Annotated in this window: 23 protein-coding genes; 12 read left to right on the top strand and 11 right to left on the bottom strand. The window is 66.7% G+C overall.

Annotated elements, in window-relative coordinates; all coding sequences use genetic code 11:
- Nucleotides 1-2: 2 nt before the first annotated feature.
- The gene (locus ACPVPU_RS06030) at nt 3-1,820 is read right to left on the bottom strand and encodes a cation:proton antiporter (RefSeq protein ID WP_448660063.1); all 1,818 of its coding nucleotides are present in this window, start codon (nt 1,818-1,820) and stop codon (nt 3-5) included.
- An 83-nt stretch (nt 1,821-1,903) separates the two neighbouring features.
- Between ACPVPU_RS06030 and ACPVPU_RS06035 the strand changes: the two genes are divergently transcribed.
- The gene (locus ACPVPU_RS06035) at nt 1,904-2,284 is read left to right on the top strand and encodes a VOC family protein (RefSeq protein ID WP_448660064.1); all 381 of its coding nucleotides are present in this window, start codon (nt 1,904-1,906) and stop codon (nt 2,282-2,284) included.
- Nucleotides 2,281-2,463: a hypothetical protein gene (locus ACPVPU_RS06040; protein WP_448660065.1), complete on the top strand. Its 183-nt coding sequence runs from the start codon at nt 2,281-2,283 to the stop codon at nt 2,461-2,463. Before ACPVPU_RS06035 ends, ACPVPU_RS06040 begins: the two co-directional genes overlap by 4 nt.
- Nucleotides 2,464-2,605: 142 nt before the next feature.
- On the opposite strand, the gene ACPVPU_RS06045 is transcribed toward ACPVPU_RS06040, so the two are convergent.
- Entirely contained in the window at nt 2,606-2,890 is a 285-nt protein-coding gene (locus ACPVPU_RS06045; protein ID WP_448660066.1) for a BolA family protein, read from the bottom strand.
- A 35-nt stretch (nt 2,891-2,925) separates the two neighbouring features.
- Between ACPVPU_RS06045 and ACPVPU_RS06050 the strand changes: the two genes are divergently transcribed.
- Together ACPVPU_RS06050 and ACPVPU_RS06055 are read left to right on the top strand one after the other, a co-directional pair.
- Nucleotides 2,926-3,546: a J domain-containing protein gene (locus ACPVPU_RS06050; RefSeq protein ID WP_448660067.1), complete on the top strand. Its 621-nt coding sequence runs from the start codon at nt 2,926-2,928 to the stop codon at nt 3,544-3,546.
- A gap of 80 nt (nt 3,547-3,626) precedes the next feature.
- Nucleotides 3,627-4,010: a hypothetical protein gene (locus ACPVPU_RS06055; protein WP_448660068.1), complete on the top strand. Its 384-nt coding sequence runs from the start codon at nt 3,627-3,629 to the stop codon at nt 4,008-4,010.
- 157 nt (nt 4,011-4,167) lie between these two features.
- On the opposite strand, the gene ACPVPU_RS06060 is transcribed toward ACPVPU_RS06055, so the two are convergent.
- From ACPVPU_RS06060 to ACPVPU_RS06090, 7 genes are all read right to left on the bottom strand, one after another.
- Nucleotides 4,168-4,623, bottom strand: a complete 456-nt coding sequence (locus tag ACPVPU_RS06060) for an SRPBCC family protein (protein ID WP_448660069.1) — start codon at nt 4,621-4,623, stop codon at nt 4,168-4,170.
- Between the two features lie 10 nt (nt 4,624-4,633).
- Nucleotides 4,634-5,404: a VOC family protein gene (locus ACPVPU_RS06065; RefSeq protein WP_448660070.1), complete on the bottom strand. Its 771-nt coding sequence runs from the start codon at nt 5,402-5,404 to the stop codon at nt 4,634-4,636.
- Nucleotides 5,405-5,432: 28 nt separating this feature from the next.
- Nucleotides 5,433-5,795: a DUF1428 domain-containing protein gene (locus ACPVPU_RS06070; RefSeq protein ID WP_448660071.1), complete on the bottom strand. Its 363-nt coding sequence runs from the start codon at nt 5,793-5,795 to the stop codon at nt 5,433-5,435.
- A gap of 13 nt (nt 5,796-5,808) precedes the next feature.
- Nucleotides 5,809-6,462, bottom strand: a complete 654-nt coding sequence (locus ACPVPU_RS06075) for a glutathione S-transferase family protein (protein WP_448660072.1) — start codon at nt 6,460-6,462, stop codon at nt 5,809-5,811.
- The gene (locus tag ACPVPU_RS06080) at nt 6,459-7,109 is read right to left on the bottom strand and encodes a glutathione S-transferase family protein (protein WP_448660073.1); all 651 of its coding nucleotides are present in this window, start codon (nt 7,107-7,109) and stop codon (nt 6,459-6,461) included. The genes ACPVPU_RS06075 and ACPVPU_RS06080 overlap by 4 nt, the downstream gene beginning before the upstream one ends.
- Complete coding sequence (locus ACPVPU_RS06085; protein WP_448660074.1) at nt 7,106-7,336, bottom strand: DUF4287 domain-containing protein; 231 nt, start codon at nt 7,334-7,336, stop codon at nt 7,106-7,108. The genes ACPVPU_RS06080 and ACPVPU_RS06085 overlap by 4 nt, the downstream gene beginning before the upstream one ends.
- Before the next feature lie 70 nt (nt 7,337-7,406).
- Nucleotides 7,407-7,841: a VOC family protein gene (locus ACPVPU_RS06090; protein WP_448660075.1), complete on the bottom strand. Its 435-nt coding sequence runs from the start codon at nt 7,839-7,841 to the stop codon at nt 7,407-7,409.
- Nucleotides 7,842-7,957: 116 nt separating this feature from the next.
- Between ACPVPU_RS06090 and ACPVPU_RS06095 the strand changes: the two genes are divergently transcribed.
- The 5 genes from ACPVPU_RS06095 (at nt 7,958) to ACPVPU_RS06115 (ending at nt 18,362) form a co-directional block, all read left to right on the top strand.
- Entirely contained in the window at nt 7,958-8,629 is a 672-nt protein-coding gene (locus tag ACPVPU_RS06095; RefSeq protein ID WP_448660076.1) for a winged helix-turn-helix transcriptional regulator, read from the top strand.
- A 48-nt stretch (nt 8,630-8,677) separates the two neighbouring features.
- On the top strand, nt 8,678-9,682 hold the full coding sequence (gene cobS, locus ACPVPU_RS06100) for a cobaltochelatase subunit CobS (protein ID WP_448660077.1): 1,005 nt from the start codon (nt 8,678-8,680) through the stop codon (nt 9,680-9,682).
- Between the two features lie 107 nt (nt 9,683-9,789).
- Nucleotides 9,790-12,585 (top strand): calcium-binding protein, encoded by a 2,796-nt coding sequence (locus ACPVPU_RS06105; protein ID WP_448660078.1) that lies wholly within the window; start codon nt 9,790-9,792, stop codon nt 12,583-12,585.
- 107 nt (nt 12,586-12,692) lie between these two features.
- The gene (locus ACPVPU_RS06110) at nt 12,693-16,781 is read left to right on the top strand and encodes a calcium-binding protein (protein WP_448660079.1); all 4,089 of its coding nucleotides are present in this window, start codon (nt 12,693-12,695) and stop codon (nt 16,779-16,781) included.
- Nucleotides 16,782-16,814: 33 nt separating this feature from the next.
- Nucleotides 16,815-18,362 (top strand): tryptophan halogenase family protein, encoded by a 1,548-nt coding sequence (locus tag ACPVPU_RS06115; RefSeq protein WP_448660080.1) that lies wholly within the window; start codon nt 16,815-16,817, stop codon nt 18,360-18,362.
- Here the strand turns inward: ACPVPU_RS06115 and ACPVPU_RS06120 are convergent.
- Nucleotides 18,359-19,747 carry a cation:proton antiporter gene (locus tag ACPVPU_RS06120; RefSeq protein WP_448660081.1) on the bottom strand — a complete coding sequence of 463 codons (1,389 nt, stop codon included), beginning with the start codon at nt 19,745-19,747 and terminating at the stop codon, nt 18,359-18,361. The genes ACPVPU_RS06115 and ACPVPU_RS06120 overlap by 4 nt on opposite strands.
- On the bottom strand, nt 19,744-20,739 hold the full coding sequence (locus ACPVPU_RS06125; protein WP_448660082.1) for a TSUP family transporter: 996 nt from the start codon (nt 20,737-20,739) through the stop codon (nt 19,744-19,746). The genes ACPVPU_RS06120 and ACPVPU_RS06125 overlap by 4 nt, the downstream gene beginning before the upstream one ends.
- A 186-nt stretch (nt 20,740-20,925) precedes the next feature.
- Here ACPVPU_RS06125 and ACPVPU_RS06130 point away from each other — a divergent pair, with 186 nt between their 5' ends.
- The 3 genes from ACPVPU_RS06130 (at nt 20,926) to ACPVPU_RS06140 (ending at nt 23,013) form a co-directional block, all read left to right on the top strand.
- Nucleotides 20,926-21,165 carry a type II toxin-antitoxin system prevent-host-death family antitoxin gene (locus tag ACPVPU_RS06130; protein WP_448660083.1) on the top strand — a complete coding sequence of 80 codons (240 nt, stop codon included), beginning with the start codon at nt 20,926-20,928 and terminating at the stop codon, nt 21,163-21,165.
- Between the two features lie 25 nt (nt 21,166-21,190).
- Nucleotides 21,191-21,658 (top strand): PIN domain-containing protein, encoded by a 468-nt coding sequence (locus ACPVPU_RS06135; protein WP_448660084.1) that lies wholly within the window; start codon nt 21,191-21,193, stop codon nt 21,656-21,658.
- A gap of 65 nt (nt 21,659-21,723) precedes the next feature.
- Nucleotides 21,724-23,013 carry a hypothetical protein gene (locus ACPVPU_RS06140; protein WP_448660085.1) on the top strand — a complete coding sequence of 430 codons (1,290 nt, stop codon included), beginning with the start codon at nt 21,724-21,726 and terminating at the stop codon, nt 23,011-23,013.
- Nucleotides 23,014-23,051 lie beyond the last annotated feature (38 nt).

Genomic DNA, 23,051 nt, shown 5'->3' on the forward strand with positions numbered 1-23,051 from the left:
GTTCAGGCCGGGTCGATCGGCGGTTGCAGCTCAGTCGCAGGTTCCTTTGATTCTTCCTTTGGCGGGACAAAGGCGATGACGCTGTCGCCCGACTGGATGGCGGGGCGCAGCCCCTGGGCGACGAAGCTGACCGCGCCGTCGTGGTCGACCGCGACGATTTCGCCGCCCGGTCCCAGCGATGCGCGATAATCGTCGAGGCTGAATTTCTCGGTGATGCGCGTGCGGCGGAAGGTCCAGCCGGATGCCAGTTGCTGCTGCAACTGGTCCACGCTGCGACCGCTGTCGAGCAGGACGGGGCCGCGCGCCGCTCGCTGCTTGCCCATCGGGGCGGTGCGCAGGATGCGGTGCGAGCCCATTTCCGGGCCGAGATCGGCAGCGACCAGCGCGTTGTAGGCGTCATTTTCGCTGGCGGCGAGCAGCGTGGAAAAACCGTGCAGGTCGAGATCGTCGCTGGTCACCTCGTCCAGGATTTCGCCGCGATGGACGGTGATACCCGACTGCCGCGCCCGGCGCAGCGCAAAGCTGGACGTGTCGGCAAGAAGGACGTTGTGGCCCATCGCATGCAGCTGTTCCGCCAGGCCGATCGTCCAGTCATTGGCCCCGACGATCAGCACGCCGTCCCCAGGCCCCCGGTCGATGCCGAGCCAGCGGGCAACGGCGGCCGCCGAAAAGCCATGGGCAAAGATGGTCGCGACGACCACGCCGAAACTGAGCGGGACCAGCGCGGCGGCATCGGGCACGCCCGCTTCCTGCAACCGAAGCGAGAACAGGCCGGTGATCGCCACCGCCACGATGCCGCGGGGCGCGATCCAGGCGACGAACGCCTGTTCAGCCAGCGGCATTTTCGACCCCGCCAGGCTGGCGAACACCGTCATCGGGCGCACCGCGAACAGCAGCAGGAATAGGAACACCAGGAATTGCCAGCGGAAGGCGGAGAGGGTTTGCCAGTCGAGCGTGGCCGACAGGATGATGAACACGCCGGAGACCAGAAGGACGGTCAGATCCTCCTTGAACCGGCGAAGCGCCCGGCTGGACTGCACCTCGCGGTTGGCGAGGACGACGCCCATCACCGTGACGGTGATCAGGCCGGTTTCATGGAGGATGCTATCCGCCGCCACGAAACCGCCGATGACGGTGACCAGCAGCACCGGCGATTTCAGATATTCGGGCACCGCCCCGCGCGGGAACAGCCAGGTGAGCGCAAAGCCGAGGGCAAGGCCGATCAGCGCGGCGGCAAGCGTCGCCAGCAGGACGTCGGTTGCGATCGGCAGGATCGGGGTGCCGCCCGACCCTTCATAGGTGATCCAGCCATAGATGCCGATGGCGAGCAGCGCGCCGATGGGATCGTTGACGATTCCTTCCCATTTCAGCGTGTCGGACACGCGCTGCGGCACGCGCAGGGTGCGCAGCATCGGGCCGATGACGGTGGGGCCGGTGACGACCAGGATGCCGCCGAACAGCAGCGATACTTCCCAGCTCAAGCCCGCGGCATAATGCGCGGCGAGCGTGCCGAGCGCCCAGCCGATGGGCACGCCCAGGAATACCAGGCGAAGCACCGGGCCGCCGGCATGGCGCAGGTCGCGGAAATTGAGGCTCAATCCCCCTTCGAACAGGATCACCGCCACGGCGAGCTTGATGATGGGTTCCTGAAGCGGGCCGAGATCGCGTTCGGGCACGATGATGCCCAGTACCGGCCCGGCGATGACGCCCGCGATCAGCATGAGCGCGATTGCCGGGCGGCCCGTGCGCCAGGCGAGCCATTGCGCGCCGATGCCGATAATGCCGATCAGCGCGAGTTTGACGAGAAGCGAGGAGATCATCGGCGCGGCCATAACAGACGGGCGGGCTGGGCGGTATTGGAATGATCGGATAGGATGGCGTTCCATCGACGGGAGGAACGGCCATGGGCGTGCTGGGCATTGGCGGTGTGTTTTTCCGGGCGCGCGATCCGGATGCGCTGTCCGCATGGTACCGCGAGCACTTGAACATCGGGGCCGGATGCGTCGCGGAGGGTGCGGGCGAGCCGAACGACTGGGTGTGGCAGACGCTGGGCGGGCCGGTGGTGTTCGCCCCGTTCAGGGCGGACAGCGATTATTTCGCCGCGGACAAGGCATTCATGATCAACCTGCGCGTCACCGACCTGGAGGGGATGTGCGAGCGGCTGAACGCGAGCGGGATTGCGGTCGAGACGCGGGCCGAATGGGATTCGCCTGAGGCGGGTTCGTTCGCGCGCATCCACGACCCGGAGGGCAATGCCATCGAGCTGTGGGAAGCGCCGCGATGACCGCCGTCTGGATCGCGCTAGCCGCAGTATTCATCGCGCTGATCCCGGCATTCGCCATGGCCGGGCAAAGCAAGGAAAAGGGCAGGCCCGGACGGAATGGCGGCGATGGCGGATCGACCGCAGCCGCATCGGACAGCGGGTCCGATTGCGGAAGCGACGGCGGCGGAGGGTGCGACTGACAAGCGACCTTGTTGACGCGGGAAGGCCCTCACCCTTCCCACCGCTTTGCGGCGCCCCTCCCTCCCTCTCCCGTTTACGGGAGAGGGAGGGAGGGGCGCAGCCCCAGCAGGGTGAGGGGTTATGCAGCGGGAAATGGCGCTTTCAGGCCGTCGGCACCCGCGTCCGAAGCGCAAGCGCGTGGATGCGTTCTGCCAGAAGATCGGCCAGCTCGCGGTTGACCATGCGCTGCTGCTCGACGCGGGACTTGCCGGCAAAGGCGGCGCTTTCGATCACCACGGTGAAATGCGATTCCCCCGTGCCATCGTCGCCCATATGGCCGGCATGGTGATGGCTGTCGTTGACGACCTCCAGCCGGGACGGGGCGAATGCCTGGGTCAGGCGGGCGGTGAGTTCGGCGGCGACTGGGCCGGTAGCGGGATCGGTCATCGGCCCTATATAGGCGATTTGTTCCGAGGAGCCACGTGGCAAGCCGTTCTGATTCCCCGCGTTCCGACCGACCCCGTACCCGCTTTCATGGCCGCGTCGAGGGGACGGGCCGGGTGTGTGCCCACCCCGGATGCAACGAGCCGGGCGAGTTCCGCGCGCCGATGGGATCGGCGGGATCGGGTTTCGACGGGCCGGGGCAATATCAGTGGCTGTGTCTGGACCATGTGCGCGAGTTCAACACGCGGTACAATTTCTTCACCGGCATGAGTCCCGACGAAATTCATGAGGCGCAGCGCCCGACCGCGGGGTGGGAGCGCGAAACGCGGGCGTTCAAAGCGACCGGCGGCGCGGACCGTCCGCCCCGCTGGGCCGATTTCGCCGATCCGCTGGATGCTATCGGTGCGCGGTTCAAGCGGCGGATGGAGGAGGAGCGCCAGCGCCCCGATGGCCGTCCGCTGACGGGCCGCGAGCGCGCCGCGCTGAAGGTGCTCGACCTGCCCATCGATGTCGACCGACGGGCGCTGAGGCAGCGTTATTCGGAGCTGGTGCGCAAGTTCCACCCAGACAGGAACGGCGGCGACCGCAGCCACGAACGCGCGCTGCAGGCGGTGATCGAGGCGTATAATGCGCTGAAGGGATCGGCGGCGTTTGCCTGAGCGAGGTCCAGTCGTCGCTTTACAATGCCGGCGAGCGACATAGGCTGAGGTCCGACGACTGAACGGCAAAGGGGGCTGCCATGTCGAGTCGAACCCGGATACGCATCGTCGGCGTGCTCGCTGCGCTCTGGAATTGCGTTGGCGTCGCCAGCTATCTTGCTCATGTCGGCGTGATCGTGGGCGACGCGCCGCCACCCGGCGGTCCGGTCATGCCAGCAGCGATCACGGCCAGCTTTGCCATCGGCGTCTTTGGCGGGGTCGCCGGATCGGTGGCGCTTGCCCTGTTGTCCCGCCGGGCGCGGCCGTTGCTCTGGCTGTCCTGGGCTGGCACGGTCATCGACTGGGTCTGGGTGTTCGGGTGGAGCGGCTCCGCCTTCGTGCCGCTGGGCGTGACGGTCGTGGTGGTGGCAACGCTATTCGCGGTGCTGGCCGAATGGGCTGGGCGGCGCGGGCTGTTGCGATAGGCGAGCGCGGTTTCGCAGCAACGGGACCGTCTCGAAAGAAAAGGACAGTGCTTCGACAAGCTCAGCACGAGCGGGTGCGGGGTCCATGGGAAGCTGCAGGCCCGCACTCTTTCGCGGCTGACGCCGCACCCTCCCTCTCCCGCAGGCGGGGGAGGGATCAGCCCTCCGCCGCGATCCGCTTTGCCACGGCTTCCCATTGCTCGGCGACCTTGCCCCAGCCGGCTTCGAAGCCCATCGCTTCGTGCTGCGCCTTTGCCTCCTCGGTCCAGTGGCGTGCCCAGCCGCGATAGCGGGTGCGGTCGCCATCGGGTTCGAAGTCGAAGCCGCCGACCATGAACGGGCCCTGGGGCTGCCAGTCGGTGGTCAGCGCGTCGGTGAACACGATGCGGCGTTCGGGGATCACCTCCAGATAGATGCCGTCATTGGGCATCACCTCGCCGTCCGGGCCATACATGGTGATGGCGGAGCGGCCGCCGGGGCGCAGGTCCATCTCGACCACTTCCGCCCGCCAGGGAACGGGGCAGAACCATTCGCCCAGATGGTGGGTATAGGCCCGCCAGACGGCGGCCACGGGCGCGTCGAGCACGCGTTCGATGCTGAGTTCGTTGGACATGGAGCCTCTCTTATTTCGGGCCGACGAGCGAGAAGGCCGCGCCCTGCGGGTCGGTGGCGACCAGGATATATTCGCCGCCGGGAATTTCGCTGGGGCCGAACATCACCGTGCCGCCGCCTGCCTCCACCCGGCCCTTTGCCGCGTCGATGCCGATGACTCGGACATAATGGCTCCAGGCGGGGCGGGGGGTGCCGGGCTGCATCGGCATGACCGCACCCATCGGTGCGCCGCCCGCGGGGCCGAGCATCTGATACTGGCCCGCCGGACCCATATCCATCGTGTCGAGCACCACCCAGCCGAACAGCGCGCCGTAAAAGGCCAGCGACCGGGCAGGGTCGGCGGCGGACAGCTCGTTCCAGGCGAAGTGCCCGGCGGGACCGTCATGCCCGCCGAACGCCTTGCTGACCCCGCTCTCCACGCTGCCGCGCATGATGTAGAACATCGCGCCGTCGGGATCGGCGCAGAAGGCGAAGCGGCCGACGCCGGGAATATCCTGCGGCCCCATATGGATGGCGCCGCCATGGTCGGTGACCAGCGCGGCCGTGGCATCGACGTCATCGACGGTGACATAGCCCAGCCAGCAGGGCGGCATCGGATTGCCGGGCATCGCCATGAAGCCGCCGATATCCTCGCCATGCATGGCGAAAAGGCGGTAATCCATCCCCTCCTGCCCCGCGGAGCGGGCTTCCCAGCCGATCAGGTTGCCGTAGAATGCGGCGGCCGCGTCGGCGTCGGTGGTGATCAGCTCGTACCAGAGCCAGCTGCCATGTGGATTGGTCATGTTTCCCCTCCTCGTTTTCCCGGGCGCGTCAGCCGCGATCGTCGACGAAGGGCGTGAAGCCGCCCCAGAACATGCGCTTGCCGTCGAACGGCATCTCCGCTGTCGCGTTGGATTGGGATCGTTCGTCGGCCATCACCGCTGCCCAGCCGGTGTCGCGCGTCGCCTTGTCCGGCCAGACGATCCAGGAGAAGACGACCGTTTCCCCTTCTTCTGCCTTCACTGCCATCCAGAAATCGGTGTGCTCGCCCTTGGGCACATCGTCCGCCCAGGCCTCGACCACATGCAGCGCGCCGTGATCGCGGAACACGCCGCTCATCCGGGTCGCAAGATCGGCATAGGCGCCGCGCTTGCCCTCTGGCACCGGCAGCACGAATCCGTCGATATAGCTCATGATCCTCTCCTCCTCAGTAATCGGCGGGCCAGTCGAACGGCGTGCCCGCGCGGTAGGGGCGCGCTTCGTCGATGACGCGGGCGATGGCGGGTCGCGCGCGCAGCCGCGCGAACCAGGCGGCGAGCAGCGGACGGTCGCCGAACGGTTCGACCAGATTGGCATAGAATAATGCGGGCGCGGCGGCGCAGTCGGCCAGGCCGAACGCATCCCCCGCACCCCAGGCGCGTCCGGGCAGGCGGGCCTCCAGAAAGTCATAGGCGGTGGCGATCGTCGCGCGCTCGGCGGCCTCGTCCGCTGTCTTGCCGGTGAAGCGGCCGACCACGATCCGGGTCAGCGGATCGGCGACATGATGGTCCAGCACCCGCTCCAGCATGCGCGGTTCCAGCGCCGCCCGCCGGTCCGCCGGGATCATGGGTTCGCGTTCCGGCGACAGCGTGTCGAGATAGTCGATGATGACCCCGGATTCGCCCAGGATCGTGCCGTCGCCGGTGTCGAGCGCCGGAAACTTCGCAAAGGGCCAGACGCGCGCCAGCTTTGCCCGGCTGTCGGGATCGCCCAGGTTGATCCGGACGGGATCGAACGCGACCTCCCGCTCGTACAGGGCGATCAGCACCTTCTGGCAATATTGCGCGAAGGGATGGAAATAGAGGCGGGGCAGGGCCGTCATGCTGCGGTCGCTTCGGGATTGAAGTCGGCCAGTTGCGCCGCGAGCGCGCGCTGAAAGGCGGGGCGGGCGGTGCCGCGTTCGACATAGGCGACAAGCGCGGGGCGATCGCTGATCACGCCGGTGCCGCAATCGTCGCGCAGCATGGTGATCATGGCGATATCGGCGATGCTGAAGTCGCCCGCCAGCCAGTCGCGGTCGCCAAGTGCCGTGACCAGCCGGTCCAGCCGCTTGCCCGCATCGGCGACCAGGCTGGGACGTCGCGCCTCTGCCCAAGGTTTGTCTGAGGAGAACAGCATCACGTCGACGATCTGGAAAATCCACGGTTCGACGGAGTTGTAGGCGGCGAACAGCCAGCTGATCGTACGGGCGCGGGCCGCCGGATCGGTCGGCAACAGGGCGGGGCTGCGCTCGCCCAGATGCAGCAGGATCGCGCCGCTTTCGAACCATTCGACGCCGCCATCGTCCAGCGTCGGCACCTGACCCCAGGGCTGGCGCGCATAATGGTCGGCGGGTTTGTTTCGCGGGTCGATCAGGTCCATGCGATACTCGCAGCCGATCTCTTCGCATGCCCAGCGTACGCGCAGATCGCGGACATAGCCTTTCGCGAAATCCGGAACCCAGTCGAAGCCGGTGATGGTAAGCGTCATTGGTCGCCCTCCTTCTTCGCCCCCTTGAGGAGCGCAACCACCGCCATCGCATGGCCGTGCCCCAGGCCGAGCTCCTCCTTCAGCACTGCCACGATGCCCATCGGCTTGATGCCCGGCGCGAGCGTGCCGCCCGCCGTCCAGCCGCGTTCGGCGCCCATTGCGCGCAGGTCGGCGGGCGTCTTGCCGGTCTTTTGATGAATGGTGTTCAGATAGGCCTGGAACGACATGGTCAGCCTCCGTTTGCCGCCGCCTCGACATCGCCGTCGAACCACAGGACGGTGGTGAGCTTGTCCGCCATCATGCCGGCTCCTGCTGCGGCGCGTTCGTCGCGGCGAGCGCGGCGTCAATGTCCATCCAGAACGGACCGAAACCGTGCCCGTCCGGGTCGGCAAAGGCACGGCTGTACATCCAGCCATGATCTTCCGGCGGATGCACCTCCCGACCCCCGGCGGCGATGGCCGCTTCCGTAACGGCGTCCACTGCCTCCCGGCTGTTGAAGGAAAGCGCGTAGAGCGCAGCGCTGACGGCGTTGGCATGGGCAATCGGCTTGGATGTGAAGGTCGAGTAGAACGGCCGTGACAGCAGCATGAAATAGATGGTGTCGGACCAGATCATGCCCGAGCCCTGTTCATTGCTGTACCGAGGATCGATTTCGAAGCCGATGGCCTGATAAAAGGCGGTTGACCGTGCCACGTCGCTGACGGGCAGGTTCACGAAGATCATCTGGGCCATGGGTCCCTCCTTCCGGCCGTTACCGACCGACCCGTTGTCCACCGAGTCGGCCCGCTTGAAAGAGGTGACGCAGTCAGTTAGTTATTGCAACCATGCAGTTAGAAAAAATAACTAACATGGGTCGTAAGCGAAAGGGGCGGTGGTACGACGATGCCTGCGGCACCGCCCTCGCCCTGGAATTCGTCGGCGAACGCTGGGCGCTGCTGATCATCCGCGAATTGCTGTTGGGGCCGCGGCGGTTCGGCGAAATCCGGGCCGGGCTGCCTGGCCTGAGCGCCACGGTGCTGACCCAGCGGCTGGAGGCGATGGAGGCGGATGGCATTCTGGTCCGCGACATCCTGCCGCCGCCCGCCCGCGTGCCCGTCTATTCGCTCACGCCATGGGGTTATGAGGCGGAGCCGGTGGTGATGGCGCTGGGGCGATGGGCGCTGCGGTCGCCCCGGCACGATCCTTCGCTGCCCTTTTCGCGGGTTTCGCTGATGCTGGCGCTGCGTATGAACCTGCTGGCCGACCGTGCGGCGGGCGAGCGGATGTCGATGGCATTCCGGCTGGGCGACGACCTGTATCGGTGCGATCTGGCCGACGGGACGATCGGTATCAAGCGCGGCACGGCCGACGGGGCGGCGGCGATATTCGTCGGCGAGCCGAACGATTTCCTGCCCGCCCTGTTCGGGCCGATGCCGCTAACGATGGCGGTGGAAAAAGGATTGTTTCGCGTCGAGGGCGATCAGGCGCAGGCGGCGCATTTCTGCACCTTATTCGCGCTGCCGCCAAAGATCGGCGCTTGACCTGGCCGTCCCGGCTTCCCACTGACAACGGGCAACAACGGAATCGACATGGCCAGCATCCCGAATACCCAGCCCGACAGCCGCGACATGACGATCCTCGCCGCACCCGACAAGATGGTGAAGGCGCGCGACGTGTTCGGCATCGACAGCGACATGGAAGTGCCCGCATTCAGCGAGGCGGACGAGCGGGTGCCGGACCTTGATCCGGCCTATGTGTTCGATCCCGACACGACCATGGCCGTGCTGGCGGGCTTTGCCCATAACCGCCGCGTGATGGTTCAGGGTTATCACGGCACCGGCAAGTCGAGCCATATCGAACAGGTGGCGGCGCGGCTGAACTGGCCGTGCATCCGCATCAACCTGGACGCGCATATCAGCCGCATCGACCTGATCGGGCGCGATGCCATCGTGCTGAAGGACGGGCAGCAGATTACGGAGTTCCGCGAGGGGCTGCTCCCCTGGGCGCTGCAGACCCCGACCGCGCTGGTGTTCGACGAATATGATGCGGGCCGCCCAGACGTGATGTTCGTGATCCAGCGCGTGCTGGAAACCGAGGGCAAGCTGACCCTGCTCGACCAGAACCGGGTCATCCGGCCGAACCCGTGGTTCCGGCTGTTCGCCACCGCCAATACCGTCGGGCTGGGCGATACCAGCGGGCTTTATCACGGCACGCAGCAGATCAATCAGGGCCAGATGGACCGGTGGAACATCGTCGTCACCCTGAACTATCTGCCCGCCGCGACCGAGGCGCAGATCGTGCTGGCCAAGTCGGGCGAATATGACAAGCCGGGCGGCAAGGAAGTCGTCGAGAATATGGTCCGCGTGGCGGAACTAACGCGGCGCGGGTTCGTGAACGGCGATATCTCGACCGTGATGAGCCCGCGGACGGTCATCACCTGGGCCCAGAATGCGCTGATCTTCGGCGATGTCGGCTTCGCGTTCCGCCTGTCGTTCCTGAACAAGTGCGACGAGGCGGAGCGGGCGCTGGTCGCCGAATATTATCAGCGCGTATTCGGCAAGGATCTGCCGGAAAGCGTCGTCAGGAAGGTTTAGGCCATATTTCGTCCCCGAGCGGCGATGGACTTCCCGGTTGCTTGCTTGCGCTGAATGATCCGCTCTGAAATACCTGATCGCGCGGTGTTGCGTATCGGGAGCGGGGCATGACGAATGGGGTGAGCGCGATCGCCGGGGATGCCGAGGCGATCATGGCGGTGACCACCGGCCCCGATGGCGCGCCGCAAGTGCGGGTCGATACCGTTATCACGGCCGACCAGACGGTGACGGGACCGACGCTGATCGTCCTGGACGGTGCCGACCTGGACAATCGCGGCACGATCCGGGTCAACCACCAGGGCATCGGCCAGGGCAATGGCGTGTTGGTCCGGACCGGATCGACGCTGACCAACGAGGGCCTGATCGAAAGCACCGCTTCGGCACCCAATGGTTATTTCGGCATCGCAACCGGCGTGTTGATGGAGGGCCTGTCTGACCGGTTCGTCAATCGCGGCACCGTGCGTGCAGTCACGGACGCCGAGGGCACGGCTTACGGCGTCCAGGCGGGGAATGTCAGCAATCTGGGGACGATCGAGGCGGTGGGCAATTACGCCTATGCCTATTTCCTGGGTGCGCCGACGCGGAACGACGGGACGCTGCGCGCCACCGGACTGGCCGATGCCGACACGCAGACGGGGGGGATGGCGATCGGCGCCTGGCTGGTCGGCGATTTCGTCAACAACGGGCTGATCGAGGCGACGTCGGAGGAGGCCAATGCCTATGTGGTCGGCATCGCGTTCTTCACCGGTTCGGTCAACATCAATGTCGTCAACCGGATCGTCAACAACGGCACGATCAGCGCCGAACTGGCGATCGTGCGTCATGCAAGCTATTCGGGCGCGCTGCACCTGACCAATACCGGGCTGCTCGACGGGCGGATCGAGCTGGATGCGGGCTATAACCGGTTCTGGAACAGCGCCGACGCGCGGGTGAGCGGCAGCATCACGCTCGGCATCTGGGACGATATCGTCGTCAATGCCGGGCGGCTGGACGGGTTGGTGACGCTGAACGGCGGCTTTGACCTGTTCGACGGGCGGCGATCGGCCAGCGTTCAGCAGGTCGAGGGCGGCGAGGGTGCCGACGTGCTGTGGGGCGGCGACGCGGCGGATGTGCTGAACGGCGGGGCGGACATCGACCTGATTGCTGGCGGGTCGGGTGCCGACGTGCTGACGGGCGGCGGCGGGGCGGACCTGTTCGTCTATCGATCCGCAAGCGATTCCACCGCAGCGGCGATGGACCGGATCGCCGATTTCGTCAGCGGCGAGGACCGGCTGGACCTGTCGCGCATCGGGGCGACCGGCATCACCCTGACCGTCGATGGCGCGGGGACCATCGTGACGGCGCAGACCGCCGCTGGTGCGCTGCAGGTGCGCGTGAGCGGCACGATCGCGCTGACCGACATCGTGACCGCGCCGATAGGCTCCATCATGATCGGCACGGGCGGTATCGACGCCCTGAACGCAGGCGATGGCGGCGTCGAGATGCAGGGGCGATCGGGCGACGACGTGCTGATCGGCGGCGACGGCAACGACCGGATCGACGGCGGCAGCGGGGCCGACCGCATGGTCGGCGGGCTGGGCGACGACATCTATCTGTTCGACGATCTGTTCGACCGGGTGGTGGAGGAAGCGGACGGCGGCCACGACACCGTCTATTCCTATGCCGATTTCCACTGGATGCGCGACCATGTGGAGGACCTGTATGTCGTCAACGGCGAATATGGCTGGGGCAATGGCAGCGACAACCTGATCGTCGGAAACGCGCGTAACAACAATCTGGATGGCGGCGGCGGCGTCGACCGGCTGGTCGGCGGGGCGGGCAACGACCTGTACCGCGTCGATGACGCGCGCGACACCGTGGTCGAGGCGGCGGGCGAGGGTCGCGACCGCATCGTCGCGGCCGACACCGGCTATTACCTGCCGGACCATGTCGAGGAGCTGGAGCTGACCGCGTTCCGCCTCGCCTTTGAACCCACAACGACGCCGGGGGGGTACGGCGTCGGCAACGCGCTCGATAACCTGATCATCGGGTCCTATCTGGCCAATCTGTTGCTGGGCGGCGACGGCGACGACCGGATCGATGCGGGCGAGGGCGCGGATTGGATGTTCGGCGAAACCGGCAACGACACCCTGTTCGGACAGAACGACAATGACGTGATCGACGGCGGCATCGGCGACGATGTGATCTGGGGCGGCAACGGGGCCGATTATCTGATCGGCGGCGAGGGCGATGACGCATTGCATGGGCACCGCGAATATATTCTGGACGTGATCAGCGGCGGGCCGCTTCGCCAAACCGATTTCGTGACCGACATCCTGGTCGGCGGTGCGGGCAACGACCTGCTCGACGGGGCGAGCGGGCTTGGCGATTACGACCTGATGGACGGGGGCACGGGCAATGACGTGTACCGTGTCGATACGCCGGCGGACCTGACGTTCGAGGCGGCGGGCGGCGGCATCGACACCGTGCAGGCGGATATCACCGGTGCCGGCTATTACCTGTACGATCATGTCGAGAATCTGGTGCTGGAGGGCGCGACGCCGTTCGGTGTCGGCAATGCGCTGGCCAATCGCATCACCGGCAGCGGCAGCGCCAACTGGCTGCTGGGCGGGGCGGGCGACGATGTGCTGGACGGCGGCGGTGGCAATGACGTGCTGTTCGGCGAAGCGGGTGCCGACCGGTTCGTGTTCGCACGCGGCACCGGCGGCGACGTGATCGGCGATTTCCAGTCGGGCACCGACCGGATCGACCTGTCCGCATTCGGCTTTGCCTCGTTCGCGGCGGTGCAGGCAGCGATGGGCGAGAATGGCGGGACCGCGTTCATCGACCTGGGCAATGGCGACTTCATCGTGCTGAACGGCGTGGCGATGAGCACGCTCGGCGCGGGCGATTTCATCCTCTAGGCCGACAGGCATCCTGCCGCCCTCGCTAGCCCGATTTTGTCCAAAATCTCCAATCCCTTCGGTCGAGCCGGATTACATCTGGCGCGGGCGACGGGGGGGATGGTTCAATGGCACGCGTACGGGTGAATGTCGGCACTAATTTCAATGAGATCGACCTGTACTGGTATCGCCGCCATCAGGTGGATGCCGACGCCGAGAAGAACACCAATTTCGTCTATAACGGCGTCACCTATCCCGACACATTCTATGTAAACGGCAAGGATGGCAGCGAGATCATGTCGCTGACCTTTGGCGCCTATGACCTCGCCTATACCAGCAATGGCCAGATTACCGGGGGACGGGTGACCGGCATCCTGGAACAGGATCTGGTATCCGGCATCGCCACGCTGATCATCGAGGGGATCGATGTGTCTGCGGTCGCCATATTCAACGCCTATCGCAGTTCGAGCAATGCCGACGACCTGGCGCTGCTGGAATCCGCGTTTTCGGGCAATGACGAATTTTTCCTGTCCGAAGAACGCGACGTGATGAACGGCTTTCGCGGCAACGACCGGATGTTCGGTTACGGCGGCGACGACACGCTGTACGGCGGCGAGGGGGCCGACCTGCTGGACGGCGGTTCGGGATCGAACATCCTGTACGGCGGATTGGGCAACGACATCCTGCTGGTCCGGTCGATCGGCGACACCATCATCGAATATGCCAATGAAGGGTTCGACATCGTCCGATCGGCGATCAGCTATACCCTGGGCGCGAACCTGGAGGTGCTGGAACTCTATTCCAGCGCGCCGATCAACGGCACGGGCAATGACGCGGACAATTACATCGTCGGCACCAATTCGGACAATGTGCTGGAAGGGCGCGGCGGCGACGATATCCTGGTCGCCTATTCCGGCAACGACATCATGCGCGGCGGGGTAGGGAACGACACCTATTACGTCCATTCGACCAGCCAGCAGGTCAGCGAGCTGGCCGGGCAGGGCTATGACGATGTGCTGTCCTATGTCTCCTACACCCTGCCCGATCATGTCGAGGACCTGGAACTGCTGTTGCTGAACGGGCCGCCCACCAGCAGCTCGGCACGGGAGGGGACGGGCAACGCGCTGGACAACTGGATCACCGGCAACAGCCTGGCCAATGTGCTGCGCGGATTGGACGGCGACGATACGCTGATCGGCGAAGAGGGCGACGACCTGTTGATCGGCGGCAGCGGGGCCGACGACCTGCGCGGCGGGGACGGGTTCGATACCGTTTCCTATGCAGCGGCAACCGCCGGCGTCACCGTCAATCTGCTGGGTGCCGGCACGCCGGGCGAAGACAGCATCGAGGGCGTGGAGAGCGTCATCGGTTCCGCCCATGCCGACCGGATGATCGGCAGCCTGACCGGCGACCGGCTGGCAGGCGGCGAGGGCGGCGACGTGCTGCTGGGCCTGTACGGGACCGACACCTTGCTGGGCGAGGGCGGCGACGACGTATTGTCGGGCGGGCACGGCGCCGACCGGATCGAGGGCGGGGCGGGGCGCGACGTCCTGTTCGCCCATGAACAGGGGGATGCGGCCTTTGGCGGGGACGAAGGCGGCAACGAGCTGCTGGGCGGCGACGGCAACGATATCCTGGTCAGCTGGAACTCGGTGGCCACCGGCAACGACGACATCCTGACCGGCGGCGCGGGCGCGGACCGGTTCTATGTCGATACCTATGTCATCGACCGGACCACCGGCGCGCGCGACCGCATCATGGATTTCAGCGATGGCGACATCGCATCGACGCGGACATCGGCCGATCCTGGCCGCTATTTCGTCTTTTCCGGCGCGACGCTGACCGTCGTCAGCTATTCGGGCGCGGACGGCAAGCTGGGCGAATTCCAGTTTTCCGGCCAGATCGTGCCGGGCAATCTGCAACTCTACCGCGAGCAGTCGCCGTTCGATGCCGGCGATCTGCTGAGCGTCCGATATACGACCGACCGGATCGCCGAGGCCTATGACTGGGCCAGGGAGATGGAGCCGTATCTGAAGATCCTGCGCGGCCAGGTCGCCAAGCTGGTCGTCGAACTGGGGTCGGAGGCTGCGGCGAGGAAGCTGTGGGCCTATTTCAAGGACAAGCTTTCGCCAGACGGCGCGCTGACGATTGCGTTGCAGGAGGCGGTGAAGAAGGCGACGCCCGAGCTGTCCTTTGCCGATGCCAAGCAGAACGAGGAAATCCGCAAGCAGATTGTCGACAAGCTGAAATCCGAAATCCTGTCGTCGCTGACCAAGACGTTGAACGAAGCGACGGATTCGGGGCGCGCCTATTCGTCCGGCGACCTGTTCGATACCGCCGTCGACGGGCTGAAGGCGGCGGCGGTCTTTTTCCCGGTGGTCAGCCCGGTGGTGAAGGCGCTGGAAATCGGGGAAAAGGTCATCAGCGGCTTTTTCCTGGCGGCCGACCTGTATCTGGCGTCGCAGGACGTGGAGATCCTGCGCAATACCCCGGATACCGAAGCCGGAACGATCGATCCGCGGGTGATCCGGCTGGATACCGGCACCCAGTCGCTGATCCAGCGCGCATCGGACATGAGCGAGGCGCTGGGCAGCGCGGGCGAGGACAATGTCTATTCGACCGTGGGGCTGGCGACGCTGGCGGCCAATGTCGAGAATGCAACGCTGCTGAACGGCGAAAACGGTGCCGCCAAGAACGGGCCGGGGGAAGCCGCCGCCGCCGAGGGGCCGATGGTGGCGCTGGGCGGCAATGCGCTGGCCAATGTGCTGACCGGCAACGATCAGGCCAATGCAATCGAGGGGCGCGGCGGTGACGACCGGTTGACCGGCGGCGGCGGCAACGACCGGATCGACGGTGGCGACGGCACCGATACCGTGGTGCTGCGCGGCATCGCCGGCGATTATGCCGTCCGCATGGTGGACGGCACGATGGTGATCGAGGATCTGGTCGCCGGGCGCGATGGCCAGGACGTGCTGATCGGGATCGAGCGCGTTGCCTTTGCCGACGGCACGGTCGATGCGGCGACCCTGGCCAGCGGGGCGGCCACCGTCCGCACGGGCACGAACGGCGATGACGGCATTGGTGCTGCGGGACTGACCGGCAGCGTCGATCTGCGCGGACTGGCGGGGAACGACACGCTGATCGGCGGCAGCGGCAACGACATCCTGCGGGGCGACAGCGGGCTGGATGCGATGCGCGGGGGGCTGGGCAACGACCGATATCTGGTCGACCGGCAGGACGATCTGATCTTCGAGGATGCCGATGGCGGGCACGACACCGCCGTCGCCGACGCCAGTTTCTACCTCTATGCCAATGTCGAGGACCTGATCCTGCTGGACGGCACCGCGTTTTTCGGCGTCGGCAATGCGCTTGGCAACCTGTTGCTGGGGAATGCGGGGGGCAATCTGCTGCTGGGCGGTGCGGGTGACGACCGGATCAGCGGCGGCGCGGGCATCGACCTTTTGTGGGGCGAGGACGGGGCCGACCAGTTGTTCGGCGATGCGGACAACGACGTGCTGGTCGGGGGCGGCGGCAACGACCGGCTTTTCGGTGGCGAGGGCGGCGATGGCCTGTACGGCGAGGACGGCGACGATGTGCTGACCGGCGGGGACGATTTCGTGTTCGACCAGCTGGTCGGCGGTGCCGGGAACGACCAGCTGTTCGGCAATAGCGGGCGCGGCGATTTCGACTATCTGTTCGGCGGCACCGGCGACGACCAGTTCTGGGTCGACACCCCCGCCGACCTGGTGTTCGAGGACGCCGATGGCGGCACCGATACGGTATATGCGGATATCGCCGGTGCTGGTTACTATCTGTTCGGCGGGATCGAGAACCTGGTATTGCAGGGCGCGACGCCGTTTGGCGTCGGCAATGCGCTGGCGAACCGCATCACCGGAAACGACATCGGCAATTACCTGCTCGGCGGGGCGGGCGACGATGTGCTGGACGGGCGCGGGGGCAATGACGTGCTGTTCGGCGAAGCGGGTGCCGACCGGTTCGTGTTTACGCGCGGCACCGGCGGCGACGTGATCGGCGATTTCCAGGCGGGCACTGACCGCATCGACCTGTCGGCATTCGGCTTTGCGTCGTTCGCGGCGGTGCAGGCAGCGATGGGCGACAATGGCGGGACGGCATTCATCAACCTGGGCAATGGCGATTTCATCGTGCTGAACGGGGTGGCGAAGGCCGCGCTCGGCGCAGGCGATTTCATCCTCTAGCCCGGTGGCACTGCTTGCCCTATGCCTGTCGGCATGGCGCAGCGGTCGATCCTGATTATCGGCGGTGGGACGGCAGGGTGGCTGACCGCTGCCTATCTGGCGCGGCATTTCGACCTTGAACATAATCCCCGCGTCACCATCACGCTGCTTGAATCGCCGGACATCGGCATCATCGGCGTGGGCGAGGGGAGTTTCCCGACGATCCGCAACACGCTGCGCTTTCTGGGCGTGGACGAGTCGGCGTTCGTGCGGGAGGCGTGCGCGACGTTCAAGCAGGGCATCCGGTTCGACGACTGGCTGCACGCGCCGACGGGCGGCCGGCGGCACAGTTACCTGCATCCGTTCGAGGCGCCGTTCGACGGCGAGGGCGGGCCGAGCCTGGTCGATTACTGGCTGCTGGAGGACCCTGCGGCGCGCCCGTCCTTTGCCGAGGCGATGACCATTCAGAACCGGGTGGCGGCGGCCCAGCGTGCGCCGAAGCGGGCGGGCGAAGAGGCGTTCGACGGGCCGCTCAGCTATGCCTATCATTTCGATGCGCAGCGGGTTGGCGAAGTGCTGGCCATGCGGGCAGTTGAGCTGGGCGTCCGGCATCTGAAAGGGCGGCTGGACGGGGTGACGCTGGATACCGAGACCGGGGCGATCGCCGCAGTCCAGTGTGCGGCGCACGGGCCGCTTACGGCAGACCTGTATGTCGATTGCACCGGATTTCGTGCCGAGCTGATCGGGCGGGCACTGGATGCGCCGTTCAAAGGCGTGCGTGACACGCTGTTCGCCAATCGCGCCATCGCCTGCAAGCTGCCCTATGACCGGGCCGACGCGCCGCTGGACAGCTATACCATCGCCGCCGCGCATGAAGGCGGATGGCTGTGGAATATCGGGCTGTCGGGCGCGCGGGGGCTGGGCTGCGTCTATTCCAGCGATCACCTGGACGACGCGCGGGCGCACGACATTCTGGATGCCTATAGCGGCGGGCGCAGCCGCGACGTCGCCGTCAGGGCGCTGCCGTTCGAGGCCGGGTATCGCACCACGCCCTGGGTGAAGAACTGCGTCGCGGTGGGGCTGGCCGGGGGATTCCTTGAGCCGCTGGAATCGACTGGCATGGTGATGATCGAGACGGCGGCGGCGATGATTGCGGAGTTGCTGCCGCTTACCGGGCCGGTCGCCGGGCCTGCGCGCCGGTTCAACGAGCGGATGCGGGCGCGGTACGACAATACGGTCGCGTTCCTGAAGCTGCATTATTGCCTGAGCCGCCGGGACGAGCCGTTCTGGCGGGACAATGCCGCGCCGGAATCAGTGCCGGAGCGGCTGGCGGAGCTGCTGGAGGAATGGCGCTATCGCCCGCCGGGGCGGTTCGATTTCATCCTGGATCTCGATAGCTTCGCCTGGTTCAACTATCAGTACATCCTGTACGGGATGGAATATCCGACCGACCTGTCGCCGGTGCGCGGGGATTATGCCGATCTGGCGGGGGCAAGGCGGCAGTTCGAGCGGATCGCGCGGTTCGGCGCGCGGGCGGCCAGCGAGTTGCCGGCGCACCGCGCGCTGATCGACAGTTTCCATGCCGAGGGGATGGCGGCTTAGACCGATCGCGCGACTGGCGTCCGCCCGGCACCCTCGGACAGCGCGCCCAGCTCGCCGCTTGCCCGCGCCTTGCGGCCATAGACCAGTTCGAACAGCGGCCCCGCCATCACCGTGGTGACGATCGCCATCAGCACCATCATGGCGAACAGGGTCGGGCCGATAATCCCCTTTTGCAGGCCGATATTGATGATGATCAGCTCCATCAGCCCGCGCGCGTTCATCAGCGCGCCGATGCCCATGGCGGTGCGGTTGTCCTCGCCCGCCAGCCGCGCCGCCAGCCAGCAGGCCCCGAACTTGGCGGCGATCGAGACGGCCAGAATGCCGAGCGCGACCAGCAGCAGGGTGATGCTGTTCACCATGTCGAGCCGGGTGTTGAGGCCCGAATAGGTGAAGAACATCGGCAGCAGGAACACGACCGTCATCGGTTCCACCTTGCGCTTCAGTTCCTCGACGAAGCGGCCGCGCGGCATGCAGGCGCCGAGCAGGAAACCGCCGAACACGGCATGGATGCCGACCGCGTCCATGACGAATGCGGACAGGGCATAGAGCATCAGGACGACGGCAAGCAGCCCGTGGCTCATCTGCCCCTGACGCTCGACGATCCCACCCAGCGGGGCGAGCAAGCGGCGGCCGAACAGCAGCATGAAGACAGCGAAAGACACGCCGCCCAGGATCGCCAGCAAGGCGACGCCGGGTCCGCCGCCAAAGGTCGCCAGCACGATGGCCAGGATGCACCAGGAGGCGGCATCGTCGAACGCGCCGGCCGTCAAGGACAGCGTGCCGAGCGAGGTGTTGGCCAGGCCGCGTTCGTTGATGATCCGCGCCAGCATCGGAAAGGCGGTGAGCGCGATGCACGCCCCCATGAACAAGGTGGCGTTCACCCGGCTGATCCCGTCCGTGAACAGGCCCGGAATAGTGAGCAGGAACGGCGTGATCAGAAAGGCGAACAGGAACGGCGCGCCGATCCCTGCCGCCGACACGCCGACCGCGCTTTTCGCCTTTGACTGGAAATGATCGAGCCGGAGCGTGGTGCCGACCAGGAACATGTAAAGGCCGACGCCGAACTGCGCCCCGACATAGAGGACATTGCGCGTCTCCCTGGGGAACAGTGCGCCTTGCACCTCGGGGAACAGCAGCCCGAACAGCGACGGGCCGAGGATCACGCCCGCGATCATTTCGCCCACCACCTGCGGCTGGCCGAAGAAGCGATTGGCCGCCCAGCCGACCACGCGGCAGGTGGCTAGGATTACCGCGATCTGCAGGAAGAAGTGGATGGAATAATCCGACGGCGCATAGCTTTTGGCCGCTTGGACCGCCGGGCCATGGGCATTGAGGATGTCGCCCGCCACGCGCCATAGATCGGCGATCCACTCCGAGATCGTCATGCTTCAAGTTCCACGGGATCAGGGGGACAAGCAGCCCTGTATCGGGCAAGCCGGGTGAGCGAGAACCAGAACAGGGCGAATAGCAGGGCGCTGGCCGCGCCCGACCAGGCGAGCTTTTCGAGGCTGGGGTTCTTCAGGTTGAAATAGCCGAGCTGGAAGATGTTCAGCGCGACGATGCCGCGCAGCATCCATTCGACATTGAGCCTGGCGAGGATGTGGCTGCCGAACGGCGCCATGAACAGGACGACGGGCCAGGCGCACAACCAGGTCTGGACCTGATAGGCGGTGATGTCGCCGTCCCAGAAGGCGCGATAGCCATAGCCGAGCACCGAAATCGCCGCCATCACCATGATGCTGATGTGCGTCGCCACCTTTTCCCGCATCCGGAACCGGGTGACGAGCAGGGTGTAGATGCAGATGTCGGCGCCGGTGCCAAACAGGCTGGCGCACATTCCGCCGACCAACAATACCCCGGCGAGCATCGCATGATCCCCGGCCTTGGCCGTCCGCAATTCCGACCGGTCGCCGCGATGGCCGCCCAGTGCATAGGCAAGGGCGAAGGTGAAGATGAGCGACAGGAACAGCGCCTGGATGATGAACACCGGAATCGCCTGAAGCAGCAGCATCCCCAGCACGAAACCGGCAAAGGCGATGGGCACGAACCAGACCACCGGGGCATAGGCAGAGACGGCATGTCCGCGCCGGGACAGGATCCAGATACTGGCGCTGGTCATGCCGACCGACTGGATCATCAGGCTGAAATCGCGGGCCATTTCCCGTTTGATGTCGAGAAACACGCTGAGCACCGGAAAGGCGACCGCGCCGCCTCCCTCTGGGGTCAGGCCGGCGACAAACGCGCCGACGACCATGATCGCGGGGTAATACCAGTGCTGGGCGAGGAAACCGAGCGAGCAGAAGGCGGCGAACAGCGCTGCCCACAGCAGCATCATGCCGCCATACCATGCCCGAAAGATCCGGCTTTCGAAAAACATTCCTCTCCCCCGCCCGGTCATGCCTTGGGCGGAGGCATGGGGAGCGTCATCCGCGTGCGCGTGCAAGCGGGTTTATGGATCGACCCCGACGATTTCCGGCCCCCGGCTGCAATTTGTTGCACCGTGGCAACGTTGTAGTAATGTAGGTACATCGAAAGAGTGGATTTCGGACCATCGAGACGCGCCATGAAGCTGATTTCTGCCCGCGCCTTCAATCAGGATGTGACCGCCGCCAAGCGATTCGCCGATGTCGAGCCGGTGTTCGTCACCGATCGTGGGCGGCCCAGCCATGTGCTGCTGTCCATCGCCGCCTATCGCCGGATGGCGGGCGAGGAGGAGGGGGTGATCGACCTGCTGGCCGCGCGGGTAGGGGCGCCGGCGTTCGATCCCGCCGATCTGGCGGCGGCGATGGCGGCAGGAGGCTGATCCTCTGTTCCTGATCGACGCCCCCATGCTGGTCGGGCTGCGCGAGGCGAGGCGCGGCGGAGCGCCCGGCCTGTCCGCATGGGCCGGGCGGACGCCCCGCCACCGGCTGTTCCTGTCCGCCGTCTCGCTGATGACGCTCTACCGCGCGGCGACGATTGCCGAGGCACGGTCGCGCGCCGAGGGCGAGGCTTGGCGCGAATGGCTCGACGGGCCGGTCAGCGCGGCGTTCGACGGGCGGATCCTGGCCGTCGACCCGGCCGTGGTGCGCAGGCGGGCGAAGCTGCCCCTGACCGACGACCGCGACGCGCTGATCGCGGCGACCGCGCTGGAACACGGCCTGACGCTGGTGACCGGGCGAATGGCGGCGTTCCGGGGGGCGCGGGTCAAGCTGCTGGATCCCGAACGCACCGAGACGGAAGCGGAGGAGGGCGATTGGCAGACGGCGGCGCGGGGCGGATCGCGCTGGTTGAAGACGCTGTTCGTGCGGGGGTGACGATGCGCACCGCTCATGCCCTGTTCAGCGGCACGATCTCATCCCGAACGTCAGGGAGAGTGGCGATGGCACGGGTCAGGATGATGGCGAGCATAACGGCGATGGCGCTGATGCTGGGCGGATGCATGATGCCGCTGGCGGCCGACGCCGGTTATCCGCCGCAGGCGATCGGCGAGTTCGGGGCGGAGGCCGCCGACTATGCCTGGATCGACCGGGCCGATGCGCTGTGGGAAGCGATTGGCGAGGCTCCGCCCGATTTCTCGCTGGCCAGCGGCGGCGGAGACCCGCAATGGGTGTGGGTGACCGCCGACGGCTATTGGGTCATCACCGAGCCGGTGGGGCCGGACGGGGTGCGCGGATATTATTTCGAGCCCGGCGCGATGCTGCCGTTCCTGGTGCGGGATACCGACTGGAGCTATGGCTTTTCGGGCGAGCGGCTGGCGGTCGTCTATGGCGGCGACGGTCGGCTGTCGACGACAGCGCCAGCGCCCGTCCAGCGGGCCGATGCCATCGAATTGTTGCGACGCGGCCAGATGCTGCGCGCCGAAGCCGACGGACAGGGGCGGCGCGATGCAGTGCGGCCGGAGATATGGGCGGGCAGCGCGCCGTTGTTGTGGGACAATTTCGCCACCTGGGATTTCGGCTATGCCGCCGATCCGCTGTGGGGCAGCTATCGCCGGTCGCCAGGGGGCAGGGCGGAGCGCGAGCGCTGGCGGCTGGAACGCGAACGGCGGCGGGCGCGGGCAGAGGCGTTCCGCGACTGGCGCGAACGGGGGTTCGTGGGCGAGCCGCCGCCCGGACTGGACCGGCCGGGGCGCCTTGGTCGACCCGGACGTCCGGAGACGGGCGGGCGTCCGATCCGGCCCGGCCGTCCCGATGGCAATGCAGCCCCGCCCATCCTGTCATCCCCCGACCCGATCCGCAGGCCGGTGCGGCGGGAAGACGCCCTGCGCCCCGACCGGATCGAGCGCGCGCCCGCCGTTCGGCCGACCCGGCCCCAGTCGCCCCCCGGCGCCATCGGCATCCGGCCCGACCGCGATGCCGGTGCCGGGTCGGGTCGACGCCCGCCCGGGACCGACCGGTCCCTGGAGCGCCCCGCCATCGCTCCGCCGCCAGGCGGCGGGGTGACGGGCAGGGGCCAGCCGACCCGGCCGCTATACACGCCAGAGCGCGCCGGTGCCCGGCCGGTCACTCGGCCCGCCACCCCGATGGTTCGCCCGTCGCAGCCGGCGGCAATAGCCCCCGCGCCGCCCCGCGCCGCTCCGCCGCCGCCACCCCGTGCCGCGCCACCGCCACCGCCACCGCCGCGGATCATGCAGCGGATGGAGCCTGCACCGCAGCTGTCGCCGGAATAGCGATGGCCCGACCGGACGATTTCCGATAAGCCACTGCG

Source organism: Sphingomonas paludis (genome assembly GCF_053502515.1).

Bases quoted from the DNA above. Each gene is read 5' to 3' on its own strand.
- ACPVPU_RS06030 (WP_448660063.1), bottom strand. From the start codon at position 1,820: ATGATCTCCTCGCTTCTCGTCAAACTCGCGCTGATCGGCATTATCGGC.
- ACPVPU_RS06035 (WP_448660064.1), top strand. From the start codon at position 1,904: ATGGGCGTGCTGGGCATTGGCGGTGTGTTTTTCCGGGCGCGCGATCCG.
- ACPVPU_RS06040 (WP_448660065.1), top strand. From the start codon at position 2,281: ATGACCGCCGTCTGGATCGCGCTAGCCGCAGTATTCATCGCGCTGATC.
- ACPVPU_RS06045 (WP_448660066.1), bottom strand. From the start codon at position 2,890: ATGACCGATCCCGCTACCGGCCCAGTCGCCGCCGAACTCACCGCCCGC.
- ACPVPU_RS06055 (WP_448660068.1), top strand. From the start codon at position 3,627: ATGTCGAGTCGAACCCGGATACGCATCGTCGGCGTGCTCGCTGCGCTC.
- ACPVPU_RS06060 (WP_448660069.1), bottom strand. From the start codon at position 4,623: ATGTCCAACGAACTCAGCATCGAACGCGTGCTCGACGCGCCCGTGGCC.
- ACPVPU_RS06065 (WP_448660070.1), bottom strand. From the start codon at position 5,404: ATGACCAATCCACATGGCAGCTGGCTCTGGTACGAGCTGATCACCACC.
- ACPVPU_RS06070 (WP_448660071.1), bottom strand. From the start codon at position 5,795: ATGAGCTATATCGACGGATTCGTGCTGCCGGTGCCAGAGGGCAAGCGC.
- ACPVPU_RS06075 (WP_448660072.1), bottom strand. From the start codon at position 6,462: ATGACGGCCCTGCCCCGCCTCTATTTCCATCCCTTCGCGCAATATTGC.
- ACPVPU_RS06080 (WP_448660073.1), bottom strand. From the start codon at position 7,109: ATGACGCTTACCATCACCGGCTTCGACTGGGTTCCGGATTTCGCGAAA.
- ACPVPU_RS06085 (WP_448660074.1), bottom strand. From the start codon at position 7,336: ATGTCGTTCCAGGCCTATCTGAACACCATTCATCAAAAGACCGGCAAG.
- ACPVPU_RS06090 (WP_448660075.1), bottom strand. From the start codon at position 7,841: ATGGCCCAGATGATCTTCGTGAACCTGCCCGTCAGCGACGTGGCACGG.
- ACPVPU_RS06095 (WP_448660076.1), top strand. From the start codon at position 7,958: ATGGGTCGTAAGCGAAAGGGGCGGTGGTACGACGATGCCTGCGGCACC.
- cobS (WP_448660077.1), top strand. From the start codon at position 8,678: ATGGCCAGCATCCCGAATACCCAGCCCGACAGCCGCGACATGACGATC.
- ACPVPU_RS06105 (WP_448660078.1), top strand. From the start codon at position 9,790: ATGACGAATGGGGTGAGCGCGATCGCCGGGGATGCCGAGGCGATCATG.
- ACPVPU_RS06110 (WP_448660079.1), top strand. From the start codon at position 12,693: ATGGCACGCGTACGGGTGAATGTCGGCACTAATTTCAATGAGATCGAC.
- ACPVPU_RS06115 (WP_448660080.1), top strand. From the start codon at position 16,815: ATGGCGCAGCGGTCGATCCTGATTATCGGCGGTGGGACGGCAGGGTGG.
- ACPVPU_RS06120 (WP_448660081.1), bottom strand. From the start codon at position 19,747: ATGACGATCTCGGAGTGGATCGCCGATCTATGGCGCGTGGCGGGCGAC.
- ACPVPU_RS06125 (WP_448660082.1), bottom strand. From the start codon at position 20,739: ATGTTTTTCGAAAGCCGGATCTTTCGGGCATGGTATGGCGGCATGATG.
- ACPVPU_RS06130 (WP_448660083.1), top strand. From the start codon at position 20,926: ATGAAGCTGATTTCTGCCCGCGCCTTCAATCAGGATGTGACCGCCGCC.
- ACPVPU_RS06135 (WP_448660084.1), top strand. From the start codon at position 21,191: ATGCTGGTCGGGCTGCGCGAGGCGAGGCGCGGCGGAGCGCCCGGCCTG.
- ACPVPU_RS06140 (WP_448660085.1), top strand. From the start codon at position 21,724: ATGGCACGGGTCAGGATGATGGCGAGCATAACGGCGATGGCGCTGATG.